The 20,811-nt window shown below is 70.1% G+C and carries 19 protein-coding genes; 11 read left to right on the forward strand and 8 right to left on the reverse strand.

Annotation, left to right across the window (positions count from 1 at the left end; translation table 11 throughout):
* Positions 1-100: 100 nt before the first annotated feature.
* From ACHAAC_RS09185 to ACHAAC_RS09205, 5 genes are all read left to right on the forward strand, one after another.
* On the forward strand, positions 101-2,536 hold the full coding sequence (locus tag ACHAAC_RS09185) for an ATP-binding cassette domain-containing protein (RefSeq protein WP_435715825.1): 2,436 nt from the start codon (positions 101-103) through the stop codon (positions 2,534-2,536).
* Positions 2,537-2,666: 130 nt separating this feature from the next.
* Positions 2,667-4,199 carry a serine/threonine-protein kinase gene (locus ACHAAC_RS09190; protein ID WP_435715826.1) on the forward strand — a complete coding sequence of 511 codons (1,533 nt, stop codon included), beginning with the start codon at positions 2,667-2,669 and terminating at the stop codon, positions 4,197-4,199.
* A gap of 72 nt (positions 4,200-4,271) precedes the next feature.
* Entirely contained in the window at positions 4,272-4,802 is a 531-nt protein-coding gene (locus ACHAAC_RS09195; protein ID WP_435715827.1) for a hypothetical protein, read from the forward strand.
* 8 nt (positions 4,803-4,810) lie between these two features.
* Complete coding sequence (locus ACHAAC_RS09200) at positions 4,811-5,458, forward strand: hypothetical protein (RefSeq protein ID WP_435715828.1); 648 nt, start codon at positions 4,811-4,813, stop codon at positions 5,456-5,458.
* Positions 5,459-5,595: 137 nt separating this feature from the next.
* Positions 5,596-6,006 carry a glyoxalase superfamily protein gene (locus tag ACHAAC_RS09205; RefSeq protein WP_435715829.1) on the forward strand — a complete coding sequence of 137 codons (411 nt, stop codon included), beginning with the start codon at positions 5,596-5,598 and terminating at the stop codon, positions 6,004-6,006.
* Between the two features lie 22 nt (positions 6,007-6,028).
* Here the strand turns inward: ACHAAC_RS09205 and ACHAAC_RS09210 are convergent, their stop codons facing one another.
* A complete protein-coding gene (locus ACHAAC_RS09210) occupies positions 6,029-7,102 on the reverse strand; it encodes a hypothetical protein (RefSeq protein ID WP_435715830.1) in 1,074 nt (357 codons plus the stop codon).
* Between the two features lie 153 nt (positions 7,103-7,255).
* Between ACHAAC_RS09210 and ACHAAC_RS09215 the strand changes: the two genes are divergently transcribed.
* Positions 7,256-8,473 (forward strand): alpha/beta hydrolase fold domain-containing protein, encoded by a 1,218-nt coding sequence (locus ACHAAC_RS09215; RefSeq protein ID WP_435715831.1) that lies wholly within the window; start codon positions 7,256-7,258, stop codon positions 8,471-8,473.
* A gap of 39 nt (positions 8,474-8,512) precedes the next feature.
* On the opposite strand, the gene ACHAAC_RS09220 is transcribed toward ACHAAC_RS09215, so the two are convergent.
* The gene (locus ACHAAC_RS09220; RefSeq protein WP_435715832.1) at positions 8,513-10,021 is read right to left on the reverse strand and encodes a hypothetical protein; all 1,509 of its coding nucleotides are present in this window, start codon (positions 10,019-10,021) and stop codon (positions 8,513-8,515) included.
* A gap of 255 nt (positions 10,022-10,276) precedes the next feature.
* Between ACHAAC_RS09220 and ACHAAC_RS09225 the strand changes: the two genes are divergently transcribed.
* A complete protein-coding gene (locus ACHAAC_RS09225; protein ID WP_435715833.1) occupies positions 10,277-12,019 on the forward strand; it encodes a CapA family protein in 1,743 nt (580 codons plus the stop codon).
* A gap of 136 nt (positions 12,020-12,155) precedes the next feature.
* Positions 12,156-14,192 carry a hypothetical protein gene (locus ACHAAC_RS09230; protein ID WP_435715834.1) on the forward strand — a complete coding sequence of 679 codons (2,037 nt, stop codon included), beginning with the start codon at positions 12,156-12,158 and terminating at the stop codon, positions 14,190-14,192.
* A 93-nt stretch (positions 14,193-14,285) separates the two neighbouring features.
* On the opposite strand, the gene ACHAAC_RS09235 is transcribed toward ACHAAC_RS09230, so the two are convergent.
* The 4 genes from ACHAAC_RS09235 to ACHAAC_RS09250 are packed head-to-tail and all read right to left on the reverse strand — an operon-like array spanning position 14,286 to position 16,135.
* The gene (locus tag ACHAAC_RS09235) at positions 14,286-14,708 is read right to left on the reverse strand and encodes a hypothetical protein (RefSeq protein WP_435715835.1); all 423 of its coding nucleotides are present in this window, start codon (positions 14,706-14,708) and stop codon (positions 14,286-14,288) included.
* Between the two features lie 28 nt (positions 14,709-14,736).
* On the reverse strand, positions 14,737-15,135 hold the full coding sequence (locus ACHAAC_RS09240) for a hypothetical protein (protein WP_435715836.1): 399 nt from the start codon (positions 15,133-15,135) through the stop codon (positions 14,737-14,739).
* A gap of 37 nt (positions 15,136-15,172) precedes the next feature.
* Positions 15,173-15,610 carry a hypothetical protein gene (locus ACHAAC_RS09245; RefSeq protein ID WP_435715837.1) on the reverse strand — a complete coding sequence of 146 codons (438 nt, stop codon included), beginning with the start codon at positions 15,608-15,610 and terminating at the stop codon, positions 15,173-15,175.
* Between the two features lie 27 nt (positions 15,611-15,637).
* Positions 15,638-16,135, reverse strand: a complete 498-nt coding sequence (locus tag ACHAAC_RS09250; protein ID WP_435715838.1) for a hypothetical protein — start codon at positions 16,133-16,135, stop codon at positions 15,638-15,640.
* 278 nt (positions 16,136-16,413) lie between these two features.
* Between ACHAAC_RS09250 and ACHAAC_RS09255 the strand changes: the two genes are divergently transcribed.
* A complete protein-coding gene (locus tag ACHAAC_RS09255) occupies positions 16,414-16,785 on the forward strand; it encodes a PH domain-containing protein (RefSeq protein ID WP_435715839.1) in 372 nt (123 codons plus the stop codon).
* Between the two features lie 224 nt (positions 16,786-17,009).
* Here ACHAAC_RS09255 and ACHAAC_RS09260 read toward each other — a convergent pair whose 3' ends face one another.
* Positions 17,010-18,347, reverse strand: a complete 1,338-nt coding sequence (locus ACHAAC_RS09260; RefSeq protein ID WP_435715840.1) for a hypothetical protein — start codon at positions 18,345-18,347, stop codon at positions 17,010-17,012.
* 239 nt (positions 18,348-18,586) lie between these two features.
* Entirely contained in the window at positions 18,587-19,006 is a 420-nt protein-coding gene (locus ACHAAC_RS09265) for a hypothetical protein (protein ID WP_435715841.1), read from the reverse strand.
* A gap of 296 nt (positions 19,007-19,302) precedes the next feature.
* Between ACHAAC_RS09265 and ACHAAC_RS09270 the strand changes: the two genes are divergently transcribed.
* Complete coding sequence (locus ACHAAC_RS09270; RefSeq protein ID WP_435715842.1) at positions 19,303-20,010, forward strand: excisionase family DNA-binding protein; 708 nt, start codon at positions 19,303-19,305, stop codon at positions 20,008-20,010.
* Positions 20,007-20,720: a hypothetical protein gene (locus ACHAAC_RS09275; RefSeq protein WP_435715843.1), complete on the forward strand. Its 714-nt coding sequence runs from the start codon at positions 20,007-20,009 to the stop codon at positions 20,718-20,720. Before ACHAAC_RS09270 ends, ACHAAC_RS09275 begins: the two co-directional genes overlap by 4 nt.
* Positions 20,721-20,811: the final 91 nt, after the last annotated feature.

Genomic DNA, 20,811 nt, shown 5'->3' on the forward strand with positions numbered 1-20,811 from the left:
CCCTGCCGCATCGCGGGCCGGCTCGCCGCCCCGGTGCTGACGCGGGTGGGCCCGGCACGCAGAGATGGCGGGGACCGACCGGCTTGGCTAGGTTGGCCCGATGCCCGGGAGCCGCGACGTCGACCTGCACGGCACCTCTCTCCCGACCGGCTCGACCGGCTGGGTCCGGGTGCGCGGCGCACGTGAGCACAACCTCGTCGAGGTCGACGTCGACCTGCCGCGCGACTGCTTCGTGGTCTTCACCGGGATCTCGGGCTCCGGCAAGTCCTCGCTCGCCTTCGGCACCGTCTTCGCGGAGTCGCAACGCAGGTACTTCGAGTCCGTCGCCCCGTACGCCCGACGCCTGATGGCGCAGGTGGGTTCGCCGGACATCGACACCATCGAGGGACTCCCTCCGGCGGTCGCACTTCAACAGGCCCGCGGGGCGGCGAGCTCGCGCTCCTCGCTGGGAACGCTGAGCTCGCTGTCGGACGTGCTGCGCCTGCTCTACAGCCGCGCCGGCACGTACCCCGACGGCGCCGAGCACCTGCCGGCGTCGGCCTTCTCGCCCAACACCGCCGACGGCGCCTGCCCCACCTGCCACGGCAGCGGCGTCTCGCGCAGCACCACCGAGGCCCTGCTCGTCCCCGACCCTGCGCTCTCGATCGACGACGGTGCGATCGGTGTCTGGTCCACCCGCGCCTGGGTGGGTCAGAACGTGCGTCGGATGGTCACGGCGATGGGGATCGACCGGCACGCCCCGTGGCACACGCTTCCGCAGGCCGAGCGCGACTGGCTGCTGTTCACCGACGAGGAACCACGGATGCTCCTCCAGGGGCACCGGCTCGGCAAGCCGAACAGCTACCACGGCACCTGGCAGTCCGCGGAGAAGTTCCTGCTGCGCAACCTGGCGCGGACGCAGTCGGCGGCCCAGCGCGAGAAGCTCGAGGTCTTCCTCGCGGAGGGTCCCTGCCCGGCGTGCCGCGGCAAGCGCTTGCGACCAGACGCTCTCGCGGTGACCTTCGCCGGGGTCGACATCGCCGACCTCTCGGCCTTGCCGCTCTCAGAGGTCTGCGCGCTGCTCGACACGGGCCTGGAGGAGCAGGCTCGCGGCACCGACCGCCATGGGGCCGCAGCAGCGTCCGCGGCCCGCTCGCTGGTGAAGGACTTCGGTGCACGCGTCGAGGCGATCATCGGGCTCGGCCTGGGCTACCTGTCGATGGATCGCTCCAGCACCGCCCTGTCTCCCGGCGAGCTCCAACGCGTCCGGCTGGCCGGCCAGCTGCGGGCCGGTCTCTTCGGCGTGCTCTACGTGCTCGACGAGCCCTCGGCGGGCCTGCACCCCGCCGACTCCGAGGCGCTGTACGCCGCACTGCGAGAGCTGGTCAGGAAGGGCAACTCGCTCTTCGTCGTCGAGCACGACCTCGCGATCGCCCGACAGGCGGACTGGGTCGTCGACGTCGGCCCTGGCGCCGGCACGCAGGGCGGGCACGTCGTGCACAGCGGCCCGCCCGAGGCTCTCCAGCAGGTGGGTGGCTCCCTCACCGCCGGGTTCATGTTCCCGACCGAGGCGGTCGGCCCTCTGCAGGCCCGCGAGCCCTCCGGCTGGCGCGAGCTCACCCACCTCTCACGCCACAACATCAACGACGTCACCGTCCGGATCCCGCTCGGTGTCATGACCGCGATCACCGGCGTCTCCGGCGCGGGCAAGTCCTCGCTGCTCACCGCCGTCACCGAGCGGCTCGAGGCCGAGAACGAGACCGCCGCGACACCCCGGCGGATCGTCGCGATCGACCAGCGCCCGATCGGCCGTTCACCACGCTCGAACCTGGCCACCTACACCGGACTGTTCGACGCGGTGCGCCGGCTCTTCGCCGGCACGGCCGGGGCCAAGGAGCGCGGGTGGGCGGCCGGCCGCTTCTCCTTCAACGTCGAGGCCGGTCGGTGCCCCACCTGCCAGGGTGAGGGGTTCATCAGCATCGAGCTCGTCTTCCTGCCGACCAGCTACTCGCCGTGCCCCACCTGCCACGGGTCGCGCTACAACCCCGAGACGCTCGAGGTCCGCTACCGCGACCGCGACGTGGGCCAGGTGCTCGCGATGACGGTCCTCGAGGCGGTCACGTTCTTCGAGGACGTGGCACCCGTGCACCGCGCGCTCACGACGCTGCTCGACGTCGGCCTGGGCTACCTGACGCTGGGGCAGCCGGCCACCGAGCTGTCCGGCGGCGAGGCACAGCGCATCAAGCTCGCCACCGAGCTGCAGCGTCCGCGACGCGAGGGGACGGTCTTCGTGCTCGACGAGCCCACCGGCGGCCTGCACCCGGTCAACGTCCGCGACCTCGTGCGGGTGCTCGGGCGCCTCACCGACGGTGGCGACACCGTGATCACCGTCGAGCACGACATGCAGGTCGTCGCCGCGGCGGACTGGGTCATCGAGCTGGGCCCGGGCGGAGGTGACCGCGGTGGCACCGTCGTCGCCTCGGCCACCCCGGCCGACCTGCTCGACGAGCCCGACAGCATCACCGCCCCCTACCTGCGTCGCTCGCTCGAGCGCTGACTGCCGCGGCCGGGACCGGTCCGAAGGGACGCCCTGCCTGCAGTCGCCTCCTCGGCGTTCGGGAGGCGCCGGACGCCCCGATGCGTACCATCGAAGGTTGAGTGTCCCCGGGCTCGCGGAAGGACGTGGCATGACACCGAAGACCATCGCCGACCGCTACGTGGTCGATCGTGCGATCGGGCACGGTGGCATGGGCACGGTCTGGCTCTGCCGTGACGACGCCCTGGGTCGCAGCGTCGCGGTGAAGGAGGTCGGCAGCATGCCGGGCGCCTCGACGTCGGACCTGGCCCGAGCCCTCCGGGAGGCACGCAGCTCCGCGGCGCTGAACCACCCCAACGTCGTGGCGATCTACGACGCCGTCGAGGACGGCGGGCACCACTGGCTCGTGATGGAGTACGTGCCGTCGCGGACCTTGTCCGAGCTGGTGGCGCAGGAGGGCGCCCTGTCGCCGGAGCGGGTCGCCCGGATCGGCGCGCAGGCCGCCGACGGCCTGTCCGCCGCCCACGAGCGCGGCACGGTGCACCGAGACGTCAAGCCCGGCAACATCCTGGTCCTGGACGACGACCGGGTGAAGATCACCGACTTCGGCATCGCCCGCACCCACGGAGACGCCCAGCTGACGCGCTCGGGCATCGTCACGGGCACGCCCGCGTACTTCGCCCCCGAGCTCGCCCAGGGAGCGGAGCCGACCGAGGCCGCTGACGTGTGGGCCCTCGGAGCGTCCCTGTACGCCGCGGTCGAGGGGCGCTTGCCCTACCCGGACAAGAGCAACGCCATCGCGATGCTCACGCAGATCGCCTCCGAACCTCCTCCTGACCCCGCGCGCGCATCGTTCCTGGCCGAGCCCATCGCGCGGATGATGGACCGCGACCCACTCACCCGCTGGACGATGGCCGACGTCGCGCACACGCTGCACCGGCTGCACGACCAGCACGCCGAGAGCTCGGGCCCCGGCACCGTCGCGTTCGTCTCCCCCTTCGCCGAGCCCACCGGTCCGCGGGCTGCGCCGGAGCCCGCCGAGCGGGTCGACGACGGTCCTGCCACCGAGATGACCGCACTGCCCACCCAGGCGACGGCCACGCCCACCCAGGAGGCGGAGCGGGTCCCCGCGCCCGCGCCGGCACCGCCTCCCGGGCCGGCGCCCGGGCCCGAAGCACGACCCGCCGCTGCGGCCCACACCGAGGACCGCACCGGCAGGCCCGGGCGCGGTGGTCGCCGACTCGCGGTCGCCGCCGTCATTCTCGCCCTGGTGGCTCTGGTCCCGGCGGGTGCCTTCCTGCTCGACAACCGCGACCGCGGGGGCGAGACTGCGGCCGAGCCCGGCAGCACCGCGCCACAGGCCGAGGAGGAGAACCCCGCTGCCGCCCCCGACCCCGAACAGTTCGTCGAGGACTACTACGCCCTGCTCCCGTCGGACACGGAGGCCGGATGGGCGCTGCTGTCCCCGAGGCTGCAGGGCGACGTGGGTGGCTACGACGTCTACACCGGGTTCTGGGCGACCATCAGCGAGGTGCGCGTCGACGGCACGAGACCTGCGGGAGACGGTCTCCTCGACGTCGACCTGACGTACACCGGCGATCGTGGCACCGAGTCCGAGACCCGTCGCCTGCGGATCGAGGAGCGCGAGGACGGCTTCCTGATCGTCGGTGACCGCCCGGTCTGAGCCGGTTGCCGCATGACGAGCGTTACACCTCGTGGGACGTGTGAACGCGTGGCAGATGGGCACGTCCCCACCATGAGCAACGACAAAGCAGAACAGGCCCGCGAAGGGCTCCTCGACAGCGTGGCCGGCAAGGCCAAGGAGGTCGCCGGCGCCGTGACCGGCAAGGACGAGCTGGTCGAGGAGGGAGGGCTCCAGCAGGCCGAGGCAAGCCACCGCAAGGAAGCCGTCGCCGACGAGGCCGTCGCCGAGGCCAAGCGCGAGGAGGCCGCGCAGGACCTGCACGAGACCACCCGCGAGGCCGACCAGCAGCAGGGCGCCGCCCGCGCCCAGGAGCAGCAGGAGAAGTCACTCGTCGAGCAGGAGCGCGCCACCGAGCGCACGGCTGCCGAGAAGGCCGCCGAGCAGCAGGCCTCCGTCGACAGCGAGGCCGCCGAGCAGCGCGCCGACGCTCTCGCGGAGTCGCGCCTGCGCGAGGCGGAGACCACCGAGGCGGAGGCCGACGCCACCGAGCAGAAGGCCGCCGCCGAGCAGGCGCGGCTCGAGCGCGAGGCCGTCGCCGCCGACATCGAGGCCGCGAAGCTGCGCGCCGAGACCGAGAAGTGAGGACCACCATGATCAGCACCGTCATCGCCCTTCCGTACGAGATCGCGCGCACCCCGCTCGCCCTCGTCGACACCACGCTCTCCAGCAGGCTGCCGGTGGCCTCCGGCCCACGCATCGTCGTGGACCGGGCGCTCGGCTCCGCGGACAGGATCGCCGGGACCGTCCTGCGCAACCGCGAGATCGCGGGCCGCGGTGCCGAGCGGGTGGAGCGCTCGGCCAAGGCGGTGGCTGCGAAGAGGCTCGAGAAGCAGGCCGCCGCACGACGTGAGCAGGCACGCGAGACGTCGGCAGCCGGTCGCGAGGAGGCGGCCCGGAAGCGCAAGGAGGCCCAGCAGCGCGCCGCGTCCGGGCTCGAGGAGGCCGACGCTGCCGAGGTGCGCGGCAAGCAGGAGGCCCGCACGAAGGCCACGAAGGCGGCCGCGACCAAGAAGAAGGCCGCCGACCAGCGCGCCGAGAGCAAGGCCGAGACCGCCGAGCAGAAGAAGAAGCGCCTCGACTCCGCCGCCGCGGCCAAGAAGAAGGCCGCCCAGCGCAAGGCCAAGGCCGAGAAGGACGACGCCCGCAAGACCCAGCAGGCCGCCGCGCAGACGCGCGACGACGCCGAGCGTCTCGAGGGCCTCGTCGAGACCAAGAAGCAGGAGCGCACGCAGGACTGAGCCGCCCCCGCGGCCCACGACGAACGACCCGTCCTCGACCGAGGGCGGGTCGTTCCTCGCGGCGGGGGTTCTGTCGGTGGTCGGCGCAAGGATGGTCTCGGAGCCGGCATCCGGTCGGCCAGGATCGAGGGACGGCCATGGACTGCAGGATCGAGCTCATCTTCATTCCCGTCACGGACGTGGATCGCGCCCGGGACTTCTACGTCGACACCGTCGGCTTCCACCTCGACATCGAGTCCCGGGTGGATGAGAACACCCGCTTCGTGCAGGTGACACCGGTCGGGTCGGCGTGCTCCATCGCGTTCGGCGAGGGCATCACCGACATGACCCCCGGCACGCAGAACGGCATCCAGGTCGTCGTCGACGACGCCGCAGCAGCGCACGCCGACCTCGTCGCCCGGGGCGTCGACGCCACCACGCCGCAGACGCTCGCCTGGGGGACGTTCACGTCCTTCAGCGATCCGGACGGCAACACCTGGACGGTCCAGGAGCTGCCGCCACCGGGCAGCTACGCCCACCTCCCCGAGCCCGAGGCCGGCTCGCGCTGAGCCGGCCCCGGCCCGCCGCGGCTCAGTCGTCGACGCCCTGTGACCGCCGCACCCACGCGCCGGCGTCGATCGGGTAGACCCAGCGGCGATCGGGCCACTCGGTGAGGCTCCAGAGCTCGTCGCGCTGCGGCCAGTAGGTGATGTCCTCCGGGCCGGTGGGCAGCACCCCCCGACGGCGCTCGAACACGTCGGGGCGGCCGACCCACAGGTCCCCCGCGTTGCCCTCGCCGTTGCTGGAGGTCAGGACCCAGGTCCCGCCCACGAGCGTGGCTCCCTGCATGCGGGGCACCTGCCGCTCGAAGGTCTCCAACGGCTCGGCGGCGCCATGCCCGCCGACGCCGAGCAGGTCGGTCTCGCGGTCCAGCGCGAAGCGGACGAGTCGGTGGCTGGCAGCGCCCTTGCGTCCGTACTCGCCGGCCACGAGATGGTCCACCTCGCCCGAGCGGTCCAGCGACATGAACGAGTACGTCATCGGTCGCACGCCCTCGTCGCTCTCGGGTCGGTAGCGGGTGAGCTGCGGCAGGACGTAGCGATAGCCCTTGGAGCGCCACCGGCTGCGCACTCGGACGACGTCGTCGAGCCGGAAGACGCGGATCCCTCGCGAGCTGCCGGCGACGAAGAGGTACCGGCCGTACCAGACGATGCCGCCGGCGTGGACGTTCACCGGTCGCAGCCGGTGGACCCCGGCCCGGCGACGTGGCTCGACCAGCAGGACGTGCCGGTAGCGAGGAGCGCCTGCGTCCAGGCCGGCGATCACCGAGACGCGCGAGCCGAGCAGGCGACCGATCACCCCGTGGGCGTACCAGCTGGTCATGACGACCGGCTGACCCTCGAAGGTCCCCCCGGCGGGATCCGGCCCGTACGCGTCGGCCGACGTCGTGATGCCCTGGGGCCACCACCGACGCGTTCGAGCGTCGCGCTCGCTCCACCGCAGGCCCGGGCCGGCGGCCCCGCCGGGCACGTCGGACGTGGTGGCGACGCGATTCAGGTCGGCCAGCACTCCCCGCAGACCGACGCGTCGAAAGCGCCCGAAGAACCGTTCCGAGAGGTGTCGATCCTCCGGCTCCGGGACCAGTCTGAACATCGGCGAGCTCACCGCGCCAGCGTACGAGGGGCGGACGACACGGGGCACCAGAGCGGTGCGAGGGCGGGCACCGGCCGGCCGCACCTCTCGTCCCACCGACTCGGGCAGCGCCCCTCGCGCAGCGGCGGTACGGTCGTGGGTCGGGGACCACCACGAGGAGATGGCGTGCGCGAGGAGATGGCCGGGCCATGGGGCCCACTGCTTGCGATCGCGAAGATCCTCGGCTGGGTGCTCCTGGTCGTCGTCACCGCCGGCCAGCTGATGGCCTGGACACCGCCCGGCTGGTGGGTGCCGGCCCTGCAGTGGGGTCCCTCCCAGTACGCCATCATCGCCGTGGGCATCGTGCGCGACGCGCTCGGCGCGTGGATCGTCCTCGCGGCGCTGCTCACGATCGGTCTGCTGGTGCTGGCGGGACCACGTCGGGGCTGGGCGACGCTTCGTCGCCCCACCGTCGCCCTCGCCACCGCATCGCTCGTGTCCGCGGTGGCCCTGACGTCGTGGCAGGTCCTCGACGCCCGTTCGGAGGGGGTCGACGTCGTGGTGGCCCCGACCCTCCCCTTCACCAACGACCTCGTCCCTGCGGACCGCGAGGTCACCGTGGGGACCGTCGACGACACCGACCTGAAGGCCGACCTGTACCTGCCCGAGGACCCGGCGCCCGAGGGCGCGCCCGTGGTGGTGCGGGTCCATGGTGGCGGATTCGACAGCGGGAGCAAGGCACCGAGCCCCTACTTCGTCCCCCTCCTCGAGCGCGGGTACGCCGTGCTCGACGTGACCTACCGGCTTGCCTCGGGGGAACGCCAGACGTGGGACACCGCCGTCGCCGACGTCGGATGTGCCCTGACCTGGATCGGCGCGACCGGCTCGGAGGCGGGCCTGGACCCCACCCGCGTGGGGATGATGGGTGAGTCGGCAGGCGGGCAGCTGGTCGTCAACGCCGGCAACATGGCCGCGGCCGGCACGCTCGACCCGTCCTGCCGCTCGCAGGGCGAGCTCCCGGAGGTGCAGGCCGTCGTCGCGGGCTACCCGGCGGTGGACGGGTCGGCCGCGTACGGGCAGTCGGCGCTGGGCAGTGCCCTCGGCGACCGCTACGTCGGCGGTCCCCCCGAGGAGCTGCCCGAGCGCTACGAGCTGACCGACTCCGCCAACCACCTGGGCCCCTCGGGCCCACCACTGCTGATCTACCAGGGCGCGGCCGATCACCTGATCCTGCCTGGTCCCGTCCGTGACCTTGCTCGGGCGTCGAGCCGGGCCGGCACCACGACGCGGTACGTCGAGCTGCCCGGCCTGGAGCACACCACCGGGGGCGGGCTCGGCACGCTGTCGTTCGGCGACCTCGTCGGGCGCGACCTCGCCACGCAGTGGTACCTCGAGCACCTCTGAGGCCGGGAGCCTGCGAGGCGTGGGCCCCCGCGGCGGCGGTCAGGACCAGACGCGCACGTAGTCGACCATCATCGTCGACACGTCGGGGGTCTGGTCCGTCGCCTCGTTGCCCGCAGCGCCGATGCCCTGCGTGATCGCGAGCATGAACGGCTGGTCGAACGGCTGGGAGCCGGTCAGGGGCGCGTTCGGGTTCCACTCGTGCTCCAGGCAGACCTCGCCACCGTAGGAGATGGTGATCCCCTCCTGCGTCCACTCCGCCACGTAGGTGTTCCACTCGCTGGGATCCAGCAGGCAGTAGTTGTTCGTCCGGCCGGTGCCGTTGGCCCCGAGCGGCGAGTCGTAGTGCAGCATCGGGATCGCCCGGTCGGGGTGGCGGGTGTAGATCTCGGCGATGTCGATCTCGCCGGACAACGGCCACAGGCCGTACTTCTGGTCGTCCTGCGGCCACATCCACAGTGCCGAGTGCAGGCCGGGGACCTTGACGTCGGGGAACTTGGCACGGAACTCGAAGCGACCGTAGGTCTGCCCGAAGGTGCCGTGGGTGCTGAGCGAGCCGGTCGTCCACCGGCTGTCGTAGTCGCCCCTGGGGCTCTCGCAGGTGAACGGCTCCTCGGACCTGCGGGTGGTGATGCTGAGGACGCCGTTGCCGACGCCGATGGTGTCCTCCTGGTCGACGAAGCACTCCCCGGCGTGCTGCCATCCCGTCGCCGACGTCAGCTGGGGGACCCAGACGTCACGGTCGAGCTCGGTTCCACGGAACTCGTCGGTGAAGGTGCACGTCCACGGCGTGCCGTCCTCCTTCAGGACCTCAGGCCCGCAGGAGGCCGGAGCGTCGGGGTCGGGCTCGGCGGCCTCCTCCTCCGCGACCTTGGCCAGGGCGTCCGCCTCGGCCCGCTCCAGCGCGAGGCCTCGAGCCTCCTCGGTGGCCTTGGCCTTGGCCTCCTCCTTGGCCTGGCTGTCGGCCTTCACGACCGCCCAGTAGTAGGCCTCCCAGAGCGTCGCGGCCGTCTCGGTGTGCTCCACCGTTGCCGAGGCCGTCACGGTGGCCTCACCCTGGCCGACGACGTCGCCGATCGTGTGGCTCTCGCGGATCGTCACCGTCTGCTCGACGGTGGCGGTGTGCGTGTACTGCTTGGGGGCGGCGGCCTCGTCGGCCTTGGCCTGTGCGTCCGCCCGGGCCCGCTCCAGCGCGATCGGCCGCGCCTCGGCGTCCGCCGTGGCCCTCGCCTCCGTGATCGCCTTCTGCTGCGCCTTCGCGTAGGCCCAGTAGTACGCCTCCCAGCTCGTCGCGGCCGTCTCGGTGTGCTCCACCGTCGCCGAGGCGGTCGCCGTCGCCTCCCCGTGACCGACGAAGCCGTCCACCGTCGCGGTCTCACGGACCGTGACCGTCTCCTCCTGGGTCCACGACGCCGTGAACGTCACGGTCGGGGCGGGCTCCGCGGCACCGCTGCTGCCGACGCCCGCGATGACGACGAGTGCCGTGGCGACGGCCACGGTGAGCACACGCGTCGTGAAGGCCGCACCGGGCCACCTGGAGGTGACGGTCATGACGGGTTCTCCCTTTCCCCTGCCTCGGCCGCAGGGCCGGAGCCGTTGTCTGCCCCTCGGCCGTCCTTCCAGACGCCGAGGAACCGTTTCTTCCTGCCTGTCGAACCTAGCGGCGGCGCGGGGTCCGTGTCCTGTGAATCTGGTTCACCGGGTCGGCGGCGCCCGTCCCGGTGAACGGCCCGAAGGCCCTCGAATCGACGCCCGCAGCACGACGTTGGGCGGCGCGCCTTGGTCCAGCGGTGGATCATGAAGGGCATGCCGGGTCGATCTCGCTTCGCTGGACCGGCGACCCTTGCCCTCGCGGCCCTCCTCTGCGCCGCGCTGACCGAGAGCCCCCGACCCGGGCCGGGGCGCAGCCCGGACCTGCTCGGCCGCGCGGACGCCGCACCCCCGCAGGACCAGTCGGCGATCCGGCTCGCCTTCGCCGGCGACGTCCACTTCGAGGGTGCCTACAGCGATGTGCCCTCCGACCCGGACGGGACCCTCGGCCCGATGTCGGACGTGCTCCGCGACGCCGACCTGTCGATGGTGAACCTGGAGTCGGCGGTCACCGAACGTGGCCGACGCACCGACAAGGAGCTGGAGGACCGGTCGAACCGGTACTGGTTCCGCACCGAGGCCGACGCGCTCGACGTGCTCGGCCGGTCGGGGGTCGACGTGGTCTCCCTGGCCAACAACCACGGGGCCGACTACGGCCTCGCCGGGGTGCGCGACAGCATCCGCGCGGGCGAGGCGAGCGACGTGGGAGTCGTCGGCATCGGCCGCAACGACCGGGAGGCCTTCGCCCCGCACCGTGCCCGCGTCAGGGACACCGACATCGCCGTGCACGCGGCCGACTCCTCCCCGCGCGAGAGTGCCGACGCCCTGTGGGCCGCCGGCGCAGGGACCGCGCCGGGCCTGGCGGCCGCACGCGGAGCGGGGACGGCACCACTGCTGGAGGCCGTCCGCGAGTCTGCCCGCACCGATGACCTCGTGGTGGTCTACCTGCACTGGGGCGAGGAGGGTAGCGCCTGCCCGACGACAGCCCAGCAGAACCTCTCCGGCGCCCTGGAACGGGCAGGCGCAGACGTCGTGGTCGGGTCCCACACCCACACCCCCGGCGGCGCCGGGACTAAGGGCGACGCCTACGTCGCCTACGGGCTCGGCAACTTCTACTGGTACCACGGGCGGGAGGCCGAGACCGGCGTGCTCGACCTCACGGTCGCAGACGGTGAGGTCGTGGGCGATGAATGGGTGCCGGCCCGCTTCCGCGAGGCCGGGGGCGCTCCGCGGCCGCTTCGCGGGGAGGATCGCGAGGACGCCGCCGAGGACTGGCAGGAGCTGCGGGACTGCACCGACCTCGCAGCCGGGCCGGGCCCGGCCGCGGAGGCTGACGCCGACACCGACACCGGGGGTGACGCCGAAGACGCCGCTCTGCCGGCCTTCGCGTCCTCCATCGAAGGGGTCGGCCCTTCCGTCCAGCGCGGCATGGTCAGTCACGACCCTGCGACCTGCCCCGTCCCGCTCGCGGACCTGCGCCACCTCACCGTCACCCACGTCGGCTTCGACGGCCGCGCCCACGAGGGTGAGCTCGTGATGAACGCCGACGTCGCGGAGGAGGTCGTCGAGGTGTTCGCGACGCTGTACGAGGACCGCTTTCCGATCGAGCGGATGCTGCTCGTCGATGAGTACGACGGCGATGACGACCGCTCCATGGCGAGCAACAACACCTCCGGGTACAACTGCCGGCCCGTGGCCGGCACGTCCCGCTGGTCCGACCACGCCTACGGACGCGCCATCGACATCAACCCGGTGCAGAATCCGTACGTCGTCGGCGGCGACGTCCGACCGGCCACCGCGCAGGACTCCGTCGACGTCGATCGCTCCGAGGGTGCCGACGCCGCGCCCGGGGTCATCGTCGACGGTGGCGTGGCACGCCGCGCGTTCGAGCGTCTCGGCTGGCAGTGGGGCGGGCTCTACCCCGATCCCGACTACCAGCACTTCAGCACGTCGGGCTGACGCGGAACGATGCTCGGCGCGAGCACACGGGTTTCTGAATCGTGGGCCCGGCCCTACGATGACGAGGAGAGACGCAGACGACCGGAAAGGCTGGGATGCGCGCTCGGGGGAAGCAGGATGCTGGGAGCGGACGACTGTGAGCGGGTCGGCCGGCCCCGCGTCGGGGGAGACGGAGGTTCGCCAGTCGCTGGCGCACCGAGTGCGTCGGGCGCGCCGCCGTGGCTTCGTGGGGCGAGCCGACCAGCTGGACCTGTTCGGGCGCGCGCTGGGTGCTGACCCCGACGCTCCACGGGTCCTGCTCGTGCACGGGGCGGGCGGCATCGGCAAGTCCGCCCTGCTGCGTCGTTTCGCCGACGACGCGCAGTCGTGTGGCCGCACGGTCGTCCTGGTCGACGGCCAGACCGTCCTCGCCTCGACCGACGCGTTCGAGCGTGAGGCCGCCAAGGTCCGCACGGCCGACCGCGCCGTGCTGCTGGTCGACGCCTTCGAGCAGTGCCAGGTGCTGGAGAGCTGGCTGCGCGAGGAGTTCCTGCCGACCCTGCCCGAGGACGTGGTGGTCGCCGTCGCCGGCCGCCTCCGACCGGAGCCGCAGTGGACCGTCGATGCCGGGTGGCGCGACCTCGCGCGGGTGGAGCACCTGGAGGACCTCCCTGCCGCGGACGCCGACGCGCTCCTCGACGAACGAGGAATCCCGCCCCGGTGCCGGGCCTCCCTCACCACGTTCGCCGGGGGGCACCCGCTGGCGCTGAGCCTCGCCGCCGAGGCCGTTGACACCGAAGGGCTCGGGGACGAGCCGTGGGAACCCTCGCGCGACGTCGTCGAGACGTTGCTCAAGCTGCTCGTCGACCAGGTGCCGTCCGCGGCGGCCGAGTACGCGCTGCAGGTCTGCGGCCACGTGCGGCACACCACGGTCGACCTCCTGCGCACGGGACTCGACGAGGAGCAGGCGATCGCCGCCTTCGACTGGTTGCGGGCCCTGCCGTACGTCACGACGGGGCCACAGGGCCTGCTTCCGCACGACCTGGTTCGCGACGTCATCGACTCCGACTTCGCGTGGCGCGATCCGTCCGGCTACGTGCAGCTGCACGAGCGGTTGTGGCGCCACCTGGCCGCCCGGACCGAGTCCGCGAGCGGTGACGCGCTGCCGGCGACGGTGTGGGAGCTGCTGTACCTCAACCGGTACAGCACCCACCCGGTGCGCGAGATGTTCACCGGCGGTCAGCGCGAGGCGCTGTTCGAGCGTCCCTACGGTCCGGAGCTGCACGACGCGGTCGTCGCCCTCGCCGTCGAGCACGAGGGACCGGAGCTGGCACGGCTGGTGGAGTACTGGCTGGACCGCCGGCCCGAGGACTTCCACGTCTACTGCCGCTCCGAGGACCGCGAGCCGGTCTCGTTCCTCGGCTGGCTGAGGATCCGCCGACCCTCGGCGGCCGAGGCCCAGGCCGATCCTGCCCTGGCGGCCGTCGCCCAGCACATGAGCGGCACCGCGCGCCTGGGCGCAGAGGACGTCGTCGGCGTGGGCCGTTTCGCCGTGCCGCGCCCGTCGCCGGACCACTACACGGTGGGTGCGGACCTGCACACCCTGCGCATCTCCGTGGAGGCACTGCAGCAGGGCAGGACCGAGACGGCGACGTACCTCGTGCTGCCTCAGGCGGAGTCGTTCGAGCCGGCGATGAACCTGTTCGGCTACCAGCCGACCGGGTCGCTCGTGGGGCCGGACGGCCTCGGTCTGTTCGTGCACGACTGGCGGGAGGTCCCTTTGTCGGCCCACCTGCAGCGCTGCCTGCCGCCCATCGGTAGCGCGGCCCCGGCCGCCTCGGCCGACGTCACGAGTGCGGCGCTGAGTCGCGACGACCACGACGCCGCCGTCAAGCAGGCCCTGCGCGACTGGCACGAGGAGGTGGCGCTCGCGGCGAACCCGCTCGGCAGCGGCGACCCCGACCGGGTCCGCTCGATCCTGCGGGACGCGGTGGCCGCGCTCGGCGAGGACCCGCGTCGCGTGAAGCACCACCGCGCGGTCCTGGCGACGTTCCTGGAACGGCCCACCACGCAGGAGGCGACCGCAGCACGGCTGGCGGTGCCGTTCAGCACCTACCGCCGGCACCTGCGTCGTGGTGTGGAGGAGGTCTGCGGCCACGCCTGGACCAACCGCCCGCTCTCGGAGGTCGCGTAGGTCACCGGCGCGAGAAACCGGGTCACCGGATGACAGGGCACACGGCTCGGCCACCGGAGGGCTCCGGTGGCCGAGCCGTACGTCCCGTCTGATTCAGCGGGCGTGGAAGGTGACGTGGTTGTCGTTGCGGTCGAAGACACCGGCGAAGGCCCAGTTGCGGTAGCCCCCGTCACCCTTGCGGACGAACTCACCCTCGCCGGTGAACTCCACCCACTTGAAGGTGCGCTTGCCGACGATCGTGACCTCGTCGCAGCCGTACTCCTGGATCTCGCCCTCCGCGACGATGCCGTCGAACTCCGCCTTCTCGGCGTGATCCGCCCGGTAGACGACGATGTTGGAGTCGTTGGCTCCGTAGTCCTGGATCTCCGTCACGGTCTTGGACAGGTCACAGGCGTCCACGAACCTCGGCTCGCCGGCCTGTGCCGCCGGGCCGGTCGCCACGGTGACGGCCGCGGTGGCGGCTCCTGCCGCGGCGAGGGCGATCCCTCGGGCGATCGTGCGCTGGTTGCTGGTCATGTCTGTTCCCTTTCCTCTCGTCCCGGTCCTACTTCTTGGAGTGGAAGACGACCTTGTTGTCGCCCTCGCGGTCGAAGGCGCCGTAGAAGGCCCAGTTGCGGTAGCCCCCGTCGCCCTTGCGGACGAACTCACCGGACTCGAAGATCGCCCAGTGGTAGTCGGCCTGGTTGTTGGTGAACTCGCACGGGGTCTTGCGCTCGCTGTCGGAGACCACGACACCCTCGAGGTTCGAGGACTCGATGGCCGAGCCCTTCCAGACGATGATGTTGTAGTCGTTGTTGGTGTCCCAGCCCTTGAGCTCGTCGACCTTGGTGCTCAGGTCGCACTCGTCGAAGGCTGCGGCGGGCTGCAGGGTCACTGCTGTCACGGCCGTGGTGGCGGCGACGGCGCCGAGTGCGCCGACGGCCAGGCGTCGGATGATGTTCATGGTGCTCTCCTCGGTTGTCGAGACGGTGCTGTCAGAATCAGGGCTGGTGGAAGCGGACGGTGTTGTCGTCGCGGTCGAACCAGCCACGGAAGGCCCAGTTGATGTAGCCGCCGTCGCCGGTGTTGGTGAACTCGCCACCCTCGGCGATCCAGAGGCCGTAGTTGACCTCGCCGTAGCGGACGTTGGCGTAGAGCTTGACGCCCTCGAGGTTCTCCTCATAACCCTGGGACAGGTTGTGCATGACGACGTTGTAGTCGCCCCCGTCGCGGTCGAAGGCCTCTTGCACGGCCTGCTCGACGAACTCGCCGCGGCCGCCCCCGGGGATGGTGGCGATCGCGCTGGCGATCTCCGGACCGTTCACTCCGTCGGACTTGTGGATGGTGACCTTGGCGTCCTCGGCCGATGCCGGCGACGCCGTCGCGAACGCCAGGCCGAGACCGGCCAGCAGGGCGATGACTGTGATGCGGATCCTCATGATGTCCTCCTCGTGGTGTCGGTGTGCTCAGGGCTGGTGGAAGTTCACGGTCATGCCGTCGCGGTCGAACCAGCCGCGGAAGGCCCAGTTGATGTAGCCGCCGTCGCCGTTGTTGGTCACGGTGCCCGACTCGAAGACGACGACCCGGAACTTCGGGTAGCCGTCCACGGAGTAGGTCGCGTCGAGCTCGACCCCCTGGAAGTCGGCGTCGTAGGGGTGGTCGGCCTTCATGACGAGCACGTTCTTGCTCTCTCCGGCCTCGTACCAGGCGCCGTTCTGGAAGGCCTGCACGAGCCCGGAGCGGTTGGCGTTCGTCTCGATCGCCGAGGAGATGGCCCGGTAGATCTTGCTCGCGAGGTCCACCGTCCCGTAGGCGACCGAGGCGGCCCCCTTCGGGAAGTTCAGGTCGGTGTCCGCGGCACTCACCGCCACCGGGGCGGGTGCGGCGGAGGCGGGCGGGATGGTTGACACGGTGGCTGCGGCCGCGAGTGCTGCGGCGGCGAGGCCGGTGCGTGCGATCTTCATGGCGTGCTCCCTTCGATGTCGGGTGCCGGCAACTGCCGACGTCTCGACCCTCCTCCGGCGAGACCGCGGTCCGCCAGAGCCGCGAGGGGGCCACCCCTGTTCACTTCTGCTCACCCCGTGAGCGGATGCTCACCGCAGCGGGTCTCGAGAAACGACTCGTCCGCCAGCCAGACACGGGGTGGCGAGACCCGATCAAACGATCTTCACGACAGCGGGACACGACGGCCCGCCGTCGACAGGATGGTGACGTCACCTCCCACCACCCCTGAGGACTCGCCATGGAAACCGCGCCGATCGCCGCCTGGACCCTGCAGAACGAGATACCCATCCCCGAGGACATCGGCCCCCTCCTCGTCCAGGGCGAGACCGCGGTCGCGGCCTTCAAGACCTTCCGTGACAGTGCCGTCTTCACCACGAAGCGCCTCATCGTCCGTGATGCTCAAGGGATCTCTGGCAAGAAGGTCGAGATCTACTCCTTGCCGTACAGCACCATCAACATGTGGTCGTCCGAGAACGCCGGCAAGCTCGACTTCAACTCCGAGATCGAGCTGTGGACGCGTGCCGGCCACATCAAGATCAAGCTGGGCAAGGGCGCCGACGTGCGACGCCTCGACAGCCTGATCGGGTGGGCCGTGCTCCTGAGCTCGTGACACTGGCCCTGAGCGAAGCAGCCCCGGCCTCGACTGTCTCCAGTCGGAGCCGGGGCTCTCTCACGGCGGTGGCGGTGGGATTTGAATCCGAAATCGGCACTTTCGGGCGTTCGGCGGCTGCTCGAAATCACTGCAATGCCAGTGATTCCGCATCACAGTGATGCAGCGAGATCACCCCGATCTGCGGTGAAGTGTGCCCAAAATGTGCCCACGGCGGAAGCGCCTTAGGTCCGCAGAGGCGGCTCGTCGTTCTTGGCCCACTCCGGCGAGGACGATCCGGAGGTGGCGTTGACCCATCCGGGTGACTTCGTCGACGGGAAGCGATTCGGCGGCATGGATCCGTCGTACTGCCACTGATCCTCAACATTCGCCGTGCCGCCCACGCCGAAGTACCACCCAGCCGGCGTTCGTCTCCAGGCGCGCCAGGCCTGCCTGTCGTTGCGAACCACCAGCTGTATGCCGTGGTCCTCCGGCAGGCCCTTCTTGGTCATGTCGCCAAGCAGGTCGAGGAGTTCCGGCCGATACCCCTCGCCACGACTTCGGTGCCACCCCATCTGCATGAAGTAGAAGTTGGTGAGCTCCCTTTTTGTGGCGTAGAACTCTCGACGATCGCGTTGTAGTCCGTCGTCGTCGACGCCCAAGACACCGGCCATCGCCGCGAGGTTCTCGTCATACACATGCAAATCCCGGTCCCGTTGCTTGACAGCCGCACGGAACTCCGTCATGACTCGGAGGGCATCCCGGAAGCCACCAGACTGCGCAAGCTCGCCTCGCCACCGTCCCGTGAACTCCGATGCCAGTCGCGTGCTGAAGCGCAGTCCCCAAACCCCTGCCATTCGCACGCGAACCTTCGGCCTCTTTCGATCATTGAAGAACGGCAACATCGTCAGAATGGTCTCGGCGTGCATGATGAACGCAAACGCGTAAACGAACGGGATCAGAGCGAACGGCAACCAGATGGACAGAATGAGACTCTTGGCGGCGTCGGACCAGGCACCACCGTCCCAGTCCGAAATGATGGTCTTGGTCGTGTAAACGAAAAGCCAAAGTCCGATAAACCCCAGAAGCCCGTTCGCCAACTTTCCAACCGGACGATGCTCTGGATTGTGCAGCGCGACGACGGCAAGCAGGCTGAGCAGGCCCACGATCGGCTGCAGGATCAGCTCAGCCCACAGCGAAAGCGATCCGAACCCGACGTAGAAAACGATCAGTGCCGATACTCCGACAGCATCTCGGACCACGTTGCCGACTAGCTTCTTTCCTTCGTTGACACTGCTGGCTCCGAACAGCAGCGGCAGCCCAACGAAGAAGACCACGATCAGTGTGTCCTTGAGCTGCCATGATTCCCATAAGTTCAGCTGCCAAGCGACGTAGACAAGGCCCGCTGCGTACGCGAAGTAGATGAGGAGCGGGACCTGGATCTTCCAAACGAAGAACGATCTGAGAACGCTGACGAGACTTGGGCCAACCTCACGTCGCAGATTCGGAACAAGTGAAAACACACCGACGAAGACGCCGAACAGAATGACGGTCGCAAGCTCACGGTTCGTAAGTTCGAACACTGGGTCTCCTGACGGCGCCCCGAACTGAAGTCGAGCGATAGATCGGGCCACGCGATCGCTCGATCAACATCGTTAGGCATGAGCGATCTGCGTCAGCAGGTTACTCAACTCCCCCGACATCAGTGGAGAGTTCGACTCATGAGACGCAGCTAGTGCGAATACATCGGTACGCATCCTCAAGACCTCCACACAAGAGGACGCCAATCCCATCGAAAGCACACCCGGCAAACTCGCCGGCGTCACCAATCTCTGCACGTCGATCCCCGCAGTGAGGCCACGCCTTCTTCGAGATTGGACGGGTTGATGCCGCGACACACGTCCACCGGCACCACCCTTGCGCTCCGCGCGAGTACGGCACTGGCCAGCTCGGCAACTCGCTCGGCGAGTTGCCGCCCCTCGAAGGTGTTGATCACTCCGTACCTGCGCGTTATATCAATCACTTGCTCGACGATCATCGTCATTAAGGTTAGGTCTTCGCCGACGGTGTTCAGACAATCGTTGGGCGTGTGAACTCGGCGAGGATCAGACGAAGACCGTCGGCGTGCGGGATCTCGACGCGCGCCACGCGCCGACATCGCCTCGACAACGTCTGACAGATCTTTGGCTTTGGGCTGCTTGTCCTTCCAGCTCTCCAGGCCGTGACGTTCTTCGTAGGCCAACTGTCGACACTGTTGAGTGCACCAACGTCGCGGACGCCCTCGCTTCTGCGACGATATCCGCGCGCCACACCGTTCACACAACCGAGGCTTGCTCGGCTCCTTCATCGTCTCTTCGTCGCTCATCGCACTCGACCTCCTGCCCCCTCAGGCCGAGACCGACGCCCACAAACCCTCCTCCACCCATTTCGTCACACACCTCTTGCATCTCCGGCCGGTTGACCGAAAGCACGCCCGCCCGCTCAACACTGATTGCCACTCCTATTGTCATTCGACAAGAGAAGTGGCAATCTAGAGAGATGTCGATCGGAGTCTCAGAAGCAGCGGAACGCCTGGGCGTGTCCCGCCAACGCGTGCTGCAGATGATCGCCGACCGGAACCTCCCGGCGGAGCGGGTCGGCCGCTCCTGGTCGATCGATGAGGTCGACCTCGCACGCCGACGTGTTCCCCTCGGCCGTCCGCTCTCACCCGAGATGGCGCGAGGCTTCCTCGAGCTGGCCGCCGGCTCCCGCCCTTCGCTGGATGCGCGGGACATCTCGCGGCTGCGGGCTCGCACGGTCCGTCTCGTCCGAGAGGTGGCCTCCGGTGCCGATCCCGCGGGCCTCTTGAGGTCATGGCTGCCCCACCGGGCCGATCGCCTCGAGAAGTCCGTCGCCGCAGCGGACCTCGACCACGCGATGGCCGACCATCGCCTCGTCGCATCCGGCGTCTCCGACCCTCGCGCGGGCATGGCGTCCCCTCGAATGGGCGAGGGCTACGTCGACGAGCAGCTGGCCGCGCCATTCTTCGCCGAGCACTTCGTCGTGGATGCTGGCTCGTCAGTCCCGGCGAACCTCATCGTCCATGTTGCACGATGTGTTCCCCCGGTCTCGCCGGTGCTGATCGCGGCCGACCTGGCTGACTACCGTGCCGGACGTGAGGACGGCCAGGCTCACGTCGTCCTGGCCGAATGGATCGAGTCCGGCGACTACGACGAGGACCTCTTGTTCGGGCGGCGGCGCCCGTGACCGTGAAGCTGCCTCCCACCACCGACTCCGTGGCCGAGTCGTGGCACGCCCTGATGGACCTGCACGAGGCGCTGACCGGGCGCTGGACTGTCGTCGGCGGGCAGATGGTCCACCTCCACTGCGCTGAACGCGAGGCGTTCCCCGTGCGGTCGACCGATGACGCCGATGCGCTTCTCGATGCCAAGTCCCACCCGTCGATCCTCGAGGACTTCACCGCCGGGCTGGTCGACGCGGGCTTCGAACCGCTCACCAGCGGCGGCGGCCATCAGCACCGCTGGAGGAAAGAGCGAGCGCAGATCGACGTGCTGATCAGCAACAAGCTCGGCGAGCGTAGGACCTACCTGACCGTCACCGGAGCGCCGACCGTGGGCACACCCGGAGCTGCGCTCGTCCTGAACCGGTCCGAGGACATCGCGGTCGAGGTCGCCGGCCGAGTCGGCACGGTTCGACGGCCCACCCTCATCGGCTCGCTCATCGCCAAGGCAGCAGCGCACACGGTCGGTGCCGGTCGGGACCGACACCGGCAGGACTTCGCCGTGCTCGCCTCGATGCTGAACGCCGGTGACCTACGCACAGCAGACCTCGCCAAGAGCGAGAAGAAGTACCTCGCCCAGATGGTCCAGGCGACCCGGGCTGACCCCGTCGCGCTCGATCTCGCACCTGACGTCCGCAGCGGCTTGGCACGGCTCGAACTGATCTTGTCGCGCTGACTCGCCGAGGTTCCCCGATGTGTTCCCCCGAAAGTTCCGGCTGGACCGGTCTCTGTGGAACGCAGGTCTGGCCTGTGTCTCTGTGAGGCCC

This window comes from Aeromicrobium sp. CF4.19 (genome assembly GCF_051262555.1).
Taxonomy (GTDB): Bacteria; Actinomycetota; Actinomycetes; order Propionibacteriales; family Nocardioidaceae; genus Aeromicrobium.

Coding starts and splice junctions, on each gene's coding strand:
- ACHAAC_RS09185 (WP_435715825.1), top strand. CDS start 101: ATGCCCGGGAGCCGCGACGTCGACCTGCACGGCACCTCTCTCCCGACC.
- ACHAAC_RS09190 (WP_435715826.1), top strand. CDS start 2,667: ATGACACCGAAGACCATCGCCGACCGCTACGTGGTCGATCGTGCGATC.
- ACHAAC_RS09195 (WP_435715827.1), top strand. CDS start 4,272: ATGAGCAACGACAAAGCAGAACAGGCCCGCGAAGGGCTCCTCGACAGC.
- ACHAAC_RS09200 (WP_435715828.1), top strand. CDS start 4,811: ATGATCAGCACCGTCATCGCCCTTCCGTACGAGATCGCGCGCACCCCG.
- ACHAAC_RS09205 (WP_435715829.1), top strand. CDS start 5,596: ATGGACTGCAGGATCGAGCTCATCTTCATTCCCGTCACGGACGTGGAT.
- ACHAAC_RS09220 (WP_435715832.1), bottom strand. CDS start 10,021: ATGACCGTCACCTCCAGGTGGCCCGGTGCGGCCTTCACGACGCGTGTG.
- ACHAAC_RS09225 (WP_435715833.1), top strand. CDS start 10,277: ATGCCGGGTCGATCTCGCTTCGCTGGACCGGCGACCCTTGCCCTCGCG.
- ACHAAC_RS09235 (WP_435715835.1), bottom strand. CDS start 14,708: ATGACCAGCAACCAGCGCACGATCGCCCGAGGGATCGCCCTCGCCGCG.
- ACHAAC_RS09240 (WP_435715836.1), bottom strand. CDS start 15,135: ATGAACATCATCCGACGCCTGGCCGTCGGCGCACTCGGCGCCGTCGCC.
- ACHAAC_RS09245 (WP_435715837.1), bottom strand. CDS start 15,610: ATGAGGATCCGCATCACAGTCATCGCCCTGCTGGCCGGTCTCGGCCTG.
- ACHAAC_RS09250 (WP_435715838.1), bottom strand. CDS start 16,135: ATGAAGATCGCACGCACCGGCCTCGCCGCCGCAGCACTCGCGGCCGCA.
- ACHAAC_RS09255 (WP_435715839.1), top strand. CDS start 16,414: ATGGAAACCGCGCCGATCGCCGCCTGGACCCTGCAGAACGAGATACCC.
- ACHAAC_RS09270 (WP_435715842.1), top strand. CDS start 19,303: ATGTCGATCGGAGTCTCAGAAGCAGCGGAACGCCTGGGCGTGTCCCGC.